We start from the raw sequence: 7,662 nt of genomic DNA, 5'->3' as shown, positions 1-7,662 counted from the left end.
CCCCGGACCTGATTTCTTGAAATAGCGCTTTTCAGCGGAATTTCTTATTCAATCCGCTGCTTGCAATAAGCATCGATTCTAACGGGCTGGCAAGCTATTTAGGGTTAACAGAACCTTAATGACGACGGTTGCTCAGGCCAAGAGATCTCAACATTATTAAGCAACAACAAACGGTTATAAGCACCGCAACTCAAGATCCGGTTTTCAACCGTACACTGGAATCTTTGAAAAAAAGGCGGAGGGGAGCCATTTTGCGGTGGCGACCACCCATCTGGCAACTCAGATTAGCATCCGGGCGTACCGATGATTGAGAATCATCACCGCCGGAGAGGCCATAAAACCGCCGCTGCGAGGATGCAGCGCGATGCATGGCTGCACGGGTTTGCACTGCTGGGCAAACGACCCGGGTCGGGCGTTCTTCGATAGAGTAGCGATGAGTCGGGAATGTCACATAAGTGACTATCGGTAATCTGAGAAAATCCCCTCCCGCAATCAAAGCATACGTGCAGCCCGTCCGCTCCGACGCGTGGCGTCATTGTAGTAGCTCGATGCCTGCTGCACCGACCGATGTCGCGACTGTTCCATCGCCTCTGGAAGGGGGATGCCGCGATTGGCAGCTTCGGTGAGGTAGCCCGACCGCAGCCCGTGCGCCGAAAACTCCCCACGGTCTAATCCAGCCAGTTCCACCCGCTGCTTGATGATCGCGTTGACCGACTGCGGATCGATCGCCCGTCGCGAAACAGTCCCCCATCGCCCGATCGCCCGAAACACACTGCCATTGTCGATCTTCGCAGCCTGCAGCCAGGCGATGAGCGCCTCTACCGGCCGACCGGTCAGATAGACGATATCGTCCTGCTCGCCGGTGGTCGTCTTGGTGCGGCCAAGGTGAATGGCGAGAGAGGGGAGGGGAGGCCCGTCCGGCATCTCGATCGGAGTCTCAGGGCTCAGCTGCTCAACACGAAGGCCGGCAATCTCGCTGCGCCGGCGGCCACCTGAGGCAAAGGCGACCATCAGCATCGCCCGGTCCCGCAGATCGCGCAGACTGTCGCTCGCGCAGGTCGCCAGCAGTCTTGCCAGCACGTCACCAGTCACCGCCTTGGCACTCTTGCGACCCCGCGTCCGGGGGACGGCGCGAACCGCAAGGCGGATGGCCGACTTGAGGGCAGGGGAGGCGAAGGCGCCGTCAAAACCGCGCCATTTGCTCAGCGTCGACCAGTTCGCCAGCCGCCGGCGCACGGTGGCTGGCGCGTGCGGGCCGACGGACTTGAGAAACCCCTGGCTTCGAAGGTTGTCGTCGACATTTACAGGCATTCCATGATCAGGGTCGGTTTCCCGGTGCTGCGGATCCCAAAGATGATGCGCGACGAACTTCAGCAGCAACGCTTCGGGCGCCGGCCAGGGCAGCGATCGTCCGGTCGCTGCCAGTCCCCAGGCTTCAAGATAGGCGAGATCCGAGGTCAGGGCGCGAAGGGTGTTGTCGCCCATGCCCTGGTTGACGAGATGGCGCAGCGTCTCGACGTCGTGGTCGGTGAGCAGCTCGGCGAGTTCGTCGCGGCGTTCCAGCGGCAGCACGGCGGCGATCGTGTCGAGCTCCTCGGCGCGACGCTTGACGGCGGTCAGTGATGTCTTGGGTTTTGCCACGGAGGCTCCACAATAGCGGGTTTCAGCGGTCTCCAGGACCGTGATCTGCTGCGATTCTCGCTGATTTGCGCCCTGAAATCAATCTACCATCGATAAGAGGTACTTATCGATGGTTATCGCCACAGCTAGCGACCATACCATGTGAGGAACCACAATATTTAGATAGAGTTCTTTTAAGAAATCATTTACCATGATTTCAATGGCTTACGAACTCAAAAAAATCAGCATGACACCACTCATGCGACCGGCTTTCGACGCCGGTGTCGCTCTCGCGCGTCTGGACGAGCGGATCGCCCGCTCACCGGTCGGCGCGGGCTTCATCGAGCGATCCCAATTCACCGACGCCTGCGCCTCGCTCTGGATAGACGGCGAACTCGTCCACCTCGAAGACCTCGTCCTCCATGACGCCACCCGCGATATTCGCACACCCACCCATGAGCTGACAATCGCCCGCGACGTGCTGCGAACCCGCCGGCGCATTTCTGGCCAGCAACCCGACTGGGCTTTTTCCGCCGACGGGCTTCGGACGCTCCGGCAGACCTCGGAGATCACGTTGTCCGGCAGTGAAGCGGCAGACACGGTAGGTGTCATCCGGCGCGCGGTCGTAAAAGATCCGGAAGGGGAGGGGGAAGATGTCGACGACATCGAAAATCTTCCCGGCATCGACTATGCCGCCATCGATGCGGTGCTGGCCCGCTCCGAAGCTGCGCTCGCAAACGCGACCCGGCCCGGCCGTGGCGGCGCGGCGGAAAAAGATCCGCTGGTGTATGATCTCGACTGGGACGAGGATTCCAGGCTGGACGAATGGCGGGGCGTGGTGCGCCAGGCGGAAAACCTGCCAGCGGTGCTGCAGGCGATCACCGTCCTTGATGCCTGGAACGAGATCGCCGTCCTTCAGCATGCGCCGTGGCTCGGTCGGCTGCTTGCCGCCTCGATCCTGCGCCAGGCGGGCATCACGTCAGGTGCTCATCTCGCTGCCATCAACCTCGGCCTGAAAACCATTCCCGTGGATCGCCGCCGGCAGCGTGATCGGGAGACGCGGCTGCTCGCCATCGCCCACGGATTTTTGGCGACCGCCGAGATCGGCCTGAAAGAACATGACCGGTTGGCGCTGGCCCGCACCCTATTGGAGCGAAAACTGGATGGTCGGCGGACGTCGTCAAAACTGCCGGAGCTGGTTGAGTTGGTGATGGCCAAACCGTTGGTGTCGGCAAAAATGGTGGCGAAGACGCTCGAGGTGACGCCGCAGGCGGCGCGGCGGATCGTTTTGGAACTCGGCTTGCGGGAGATGACGGGGAGGGGGAGGTTTCGGGCGTGGGGGGTTATGTAAGGAAAGTGGTTACATCTCGATTTGGAGCATTGCCGGTGAAAGGGGCAGCCAGCCGTCTCGTCTGGTGATCATGTGCGGGGCAAATGGCCTCGATCACTCCAAATTGTTGCTGGTGAATCAAAATCATGCTGTGATCCTCATCCTAATTCTGCCTCGCGATTTAACAATGAACGAGCTATATGAATGAGAGTTTGAAAGGCTCGTCGTTCGTACTTGCCTGCGCTGGTTAGGGTGCTGAAGATGCGTGACTGGTTCCCACTCACTAACTACGAGTTCTACGCTTTCGTGGCATCAGGCATGCTGCTAGTGGCCAGCATCGACTATTGTTTTGCTGACGCTGTCTTGGTCAACAGGACTGAATGGACGGTGGTGCAGATCATTTTCTGGACCGTTGTCTCGTACATCGCCGGCCAGATCTGTGCCGCTCCATCATCAGGACTCGTTGAATTCGTGATTGCCCGCATAATTTTCCGTTCGCCCACGGAAATCGCCCTTGGTTTGCGGAAACGCCGTTGGCGCGAGCACGTAGCGGCGTGGCTCTTTGCCAATCGGGAATACAGTCCGCTTGCGACGAAAGTTCGAGATCGTATTAAGTCGGGAGCGGCCGACAAGCTGGGTATGAGTATGGCAAACCTGGATGGTGAGCACATCTTCCAGGTTGCTTTTCCCGCCGCGCGGGCGAGTCCCGATACCGTGACAAGGCTCGAGAGCTTCCAGAACAGTTACGGGTTTTGTCGAAACATCTGCTTTGTCGCCCTGTTGGCTACCGGAATGCTGACCTACAAATATTGGCAAGGTTCTGCGCCGAAGGACGGCTGGCTCGCTCTCGGTGCTGCGGCTGTCGCTATCGGGATGTACGGTCGCTTCCTCAAATACTATGCGGCTTATGGCCGTCAGGTCCTTACGAGCTATCACCACTCGTTGCCTGCTTAGACCTCCGGGTGAACCAGGGCGTGATACCGGTTCGGAGTAATGATCAGCAGCACGCTGGGAGGGGGGCGTTCGCCTGCCAGCTGCGCCGCGGTCTTTCTATCGAGGCAGGAAGGACCCATATCGGCGAGGTGGCTGTGCCACGTTCCTACGTCAAACAGGCTTCCGCCACTGGCACGATGACGGACCTTGATCGCCTTTTTCAAGCCCTTAGTCCCGAGTTCAAACAGGCCTGCTGTGCGTCGGCTGTCTTCAGGAGCGGGAAGGAGGTCAACCACTGTAATGGTCTTGCACCGGGCGCTCGTCGTACCGATGAGAAGTCCACCAGTTTCCACATGCGAATACAAGGCAACCTCTTCACGGATCCGACGATCGACTGAAGGGGAAAGTCGGACTTGCCAACCGTTGCGGCCCTCTACAGGAACCTCGATGAACGGCCCAACTTCGATGGCACGCCAATGCGTGGTGGGATCGCCAGCAAGCCGATGGCCGATCGCGTAGGTTCCCGACGATTGTTCCGGTTCTCGGCCTAGGAAGATCTCGGTGGCCGCGGCAGTCATCGCGGACAGCCGCGCGTCCGTCATGGGCATCGTTAGGGAGCCGCATCCCTGGCCGATCTGAACTTCGGTCAACCCATGTTCAGGGTTGAAGAGCAAGTTGCGCTCGGCTGTTGTCGCGTGCGCACTAATCTCGGTCAGAAGATCGGCGAGCGTAGGATTCCTGGCGGTGCCTTCCTGCAGCAGGAAGGCACCGTCTCCCCGGCCGAACAGCGCAATCTCGGAGATCCGTGGCGGGAAGGCATCCTTTGGTACGATGGACAGTGCCTCGCGCACCAGTAAGGATGCGGTGGAATTGAGCACGCGCTCGGTATTTTCCGGCGCGAGCGTCTGCCGACCGTCTGCCGAACGTAGTTGCTCCACGGCGTCCTCGAAACACACTGCGGGCGTCTGACCGAGCACCTTGAGTTCTGTCGCGAGCTCTTCCGCTTTTCCCGAGCCCAAGGATGGCCTGACCAAGGCATGCCGGGCCATATTGTGGGGCATCAGGACCAATGTATCTGTGATCGCGGTGACAGGCACGCCAGCGCGGGCAAGATGAAGCGCAGCTTTCGATCCAACGCTGCCGGCCCCGATCATCGCCGTGGGCGCCGCCGACGTTACGGGGGAAAGCTTGCGGAGGAGCTTGGGGGTCGCCCTGGAGAGCAGCCGAGTGGGCTTAACAGTATCCTCCCCTGGTTCGTCCCACAGGGTCGTCCGGCCGGGTCGCGGATAGATTTCGAACAGGTAGGGGAGATGCTCGAGGTTTGAGACTGAGCCTATGAGATGGAAAGGCCGGCGGGCAGCGAAGATCACCGCGATGGGAATGGCGGTTTCGAATTGATAAATGCCCCAGTTCTTCACCAGCGTTTCCATAAACTCGCGGAAATGACGGCCGCAACCAAGCGCCTTGGCGCGAGCGTGCAGCTGAGTGAGATTAGTCACGGTTTCCGGCAAATATCGGCGGTTAATCCGCGGGTTGCCGTCGTCATCGGGGTCGGGTGTGATGAATGCCATAACCGAAGTACCGGAAATGCCGTTAATTTTCGAGAGCCGTTGACTCTGAAAAAGGGTCATATCCGTCTTCGAGAAAAGGCTTGCGAGCTCCGTACCGGCTTCCAAGAAGGTAAATGCGCCTGGTCCCGTTTTCCCTAGTGAGCGGAGATAATAGGTACGGTAGCTCCTCCAAGCACCTTCTGCGGACGTCTTTTCCTCAAGAAATTCACTATCGACGATGAGCGTGTCGGCGAGCCCGGCACGAAGGGCCGGTTCCCAGCCTTGAGCGGGATTGATTAGCGAATCTACCGCGGCATTCGCGAGCCAGGACGCAAGCTGTTCGAGCAAGCCAATGATCCCTGATTCTATCAGGGCAAAATGGCTAAAGAACTCGTCCTGCGACCCGTCCACCAGGCAAGGGCGGGGCAATGCATCCGCGGGGGACGGCTGAAGATGCGGAAGATCCCGCGGAAAATCCTGACGCAGATAGATCGTCGGACTTTTCCAAGGGTAACCGGCACGGATGACAATCTCGACCTCCTCAAGAGTTCGAACACCCGTCGTGGAAAGACCGCGCGCTTTCACGTCGAACGGCATTTCCACGTCGAACATGATGGCGACACGGCACTCATCCGCTTCGGCAATCACTAGCTCCGCGCTGCGGACTTGAGGGTGGCGTCGAACCACACGGAGCAGATGCTCCGCGTGTTGCACGAGCTCGGACTTCCCAGCTGACATCAACCGTGTCCGCGGGCACTCGAAGCGACGGCTGATACCCCAACGATCGTGGCCGCCGCAGCTGCCGCCCGAAGCTTCTTTGACACGCCCGAGAACGTCACAGTAAACTCAAGAGGTCGGTCATTGGCGTTCGTGTATTCGGATGTGCAGATGAACTCGCCCTTCACGGTGTCTGGCTTAAGTATCGAGACGTATTCCCGTTTTGCGCGTTCGTGCGGCGGGTCACTGTCGTCTTTGAGAATGGGCTTACAGCTGGCCACGATAGTCGCGCCGAACTTGGCCTGTCCAAGAGCACTGCGAGCGTCTTCACACACCTTGACCTTCTCGCCCATCTCCGACCATCGGTCATAGCTCAAAGTACGCCATGAGCAGTGGTGCGGCGCCTGCATAAGATCGTAGGTAAACCAGTCGGGGTCACTGTCCTTATGGTTCTGCCAGAGCCGCTCCCAAATTGCGACGCCAGCGTCACCACCGGTAAGAAACCGACACTTATCGGCATTCCCGCCACCAGTGAGGGAGAAATTGATGATGACTGAAGAGTTGTTTTTCTCGAGCAAGGCGACCAACTCATCGTCTTCAGCCACCAACATGGGCGCAAGCAGGCGCCCGGTGAACTGACCGGAGCTGCCGCGGTTCGCGGATGTAATCAGCTCTCCCTGTTCGACCACGATGTCCGTGATCTCGTCGGTCTTGCCGTCTTTATCCTTACCCATGATCAGGATGCGATCACCATCAACGGTCCCGAATTTGTCGTCCTTGAACCTTTGGACCCGGCGGCGGGCCTCTTTCGCCCAGGCCTTGGCATCCGCGCACAGGACGTGCTGCGTGCTGGCGCGGCGGAAGACAAGCGGGGATGACCACATTTCCCGTATGAAAATCAAGCCGCTATCTTTAGGATAGTCCGCCGGCGGTCCCAGATAGAAATGGTTTTCAAGACCGGTGATGTGATCCTGATCCGGATGAGAGAGTAGAAACGAGTCAACGTAGGAGCGGCCCTCGGAGTCCGTCTTAAGGCGATCTTTGAGGTCAGAGGCGACATCGTAGGTCTCGTCGTCCTCGTCGTCGGCCGCCGCGCGGATTTTGATGTCGATCAGGATCGTCTGACCGTTGTCCAATGTGATTAATGTCATATCCCCGTTTGCTACGGGAAAGAATACAACCGATGCGGACATAAGCGCCTCCACTTCAATCTGTCGAATTTGGGATCGAATTCGGAACTATTCAAGAACATCGTGCCGAAATGCTTAGAGTATTAACAGAATTTTTCGAATTAGTTGTCTGCTCGGAACCTACTGACAGGTCAAATTGCATCATAGCGTTGGTGAAGCGCAACTGATCCTGCAGTTACCGCGGCTAAGATTGTAAACCAGATCGGGTTTTCGCCCGATGCACGGAGTGTCACGGCGTGTTCGGCAAGGGGACGAGGGTGCCTTCGAGCGCCTACCGACAGCGATCGTCAATCATGCATGGGCATCCACATGCCACTACTGG

5 protein-coding genes are annotated in these 7,662 nt (G+C 58.7%); 2 read left to right on the top strand and 3 right to left on the bottom strand.

What is annotated here, in order from left to right:
- Positions 1-492: 492 nt before the first annotated feature.
- Positions 493-1,641 carry a site-specific integrase gene (locus RLCC275e_RS33570; protein ID WP_033182429.1) on the bottom strand — a complete coding sequence of 383 codons (1,149 nt, stop codon included), beginning with the start codon at positions 1,639-1,641 and terminating at the stop codon, positions 493-495.
- 190 nt (positions 1,642-1,831) lie between these two features.
- On the opposite strand from RLCC275e_RS33570, the gene RLCC275e_RS33565 reads away from it, so the two are divergent.
- Together RLCC275e_RS33565 and RLCC275e_RS33560 are read left to right on the top strand one after the other, a co-directional pair.
- A complete protein-coding gene (locus RLCC275e_RS33565) occupies positions 1,832-2,971 on the top strand; it encodes an RHE_PE00001 family protein (RefSeq protein WP_033182430.1) in 1,140 nt (379 codons plus the stop codon).
- A gap of 240 nt (positions 2,972-3,211) precedes the next feature.
- Positions 3,212-3,904: a hypothetical protein gene (locus RLCC275e_RS33560; protein WP_130671785.1), complete on the top strand. Its 693-nt coding sequence runs from the start codon at positions 3,212-3,214 to the stop codon at positions 3,902-3,904.
- Here the strand turns inward: RLCC275e_RS33560 and cap2-3 are convergent.
- Together cap2-3 and mblB are read right to left on the bottom strand one after the other, a co-directional pair.
- Positions 3,901-6,171 carry an anti-phage 6A-MBL system cap2_3 protein gene (gene cap2-3 / locus RLCC275e_RS33555; RefSeq protein WP_130671786.1) on the bottom strand — a complete coding sequence of 757 codons (2,271 nt, stop codon included), beginning with the start codon at positions 6,169-6,171 and terminating at the stop codon, positions 3,901-3,903. The genes RLCC275e_RS33560 and cap2-3 overlap by 4 nt on opposite strands.
- Positions 6,171-7,343: an anti-phage 6A-MBL system MBL-fold protein gene (gene mblB / locus RLCC275e_RS33550; RefSeq protein WP_033182433.1), complete on the bottom strand. Its 1,173-nt coding sequence runs from the start codon at positions 7,341-7,343 to the stop codon at positions 6,171-6,173. The genes cap2-3 and mblB overlap by 1 nt, the downstream gene beginning before the upstream one ends.
- Positions 7,344-7,662: the final 319 nt, after the last annotated feature.

It is taken from the genome of Rhizobium brockwellii, from assembly GCF_000769405.2.
GTDB classification, from domain to species: domain Bacteria; phylum Pseudomonadota; class Alphaproteobacteria; order Rhizobiales; family Rhizobiaceae; genus Rhizobium; species Rhizobium brockwellii.
The sequence above is the reverse complement of the archived record's forward strand: the minus strand, read 5'-3'. Positions and strand labels throughout refer to the sequence as shown.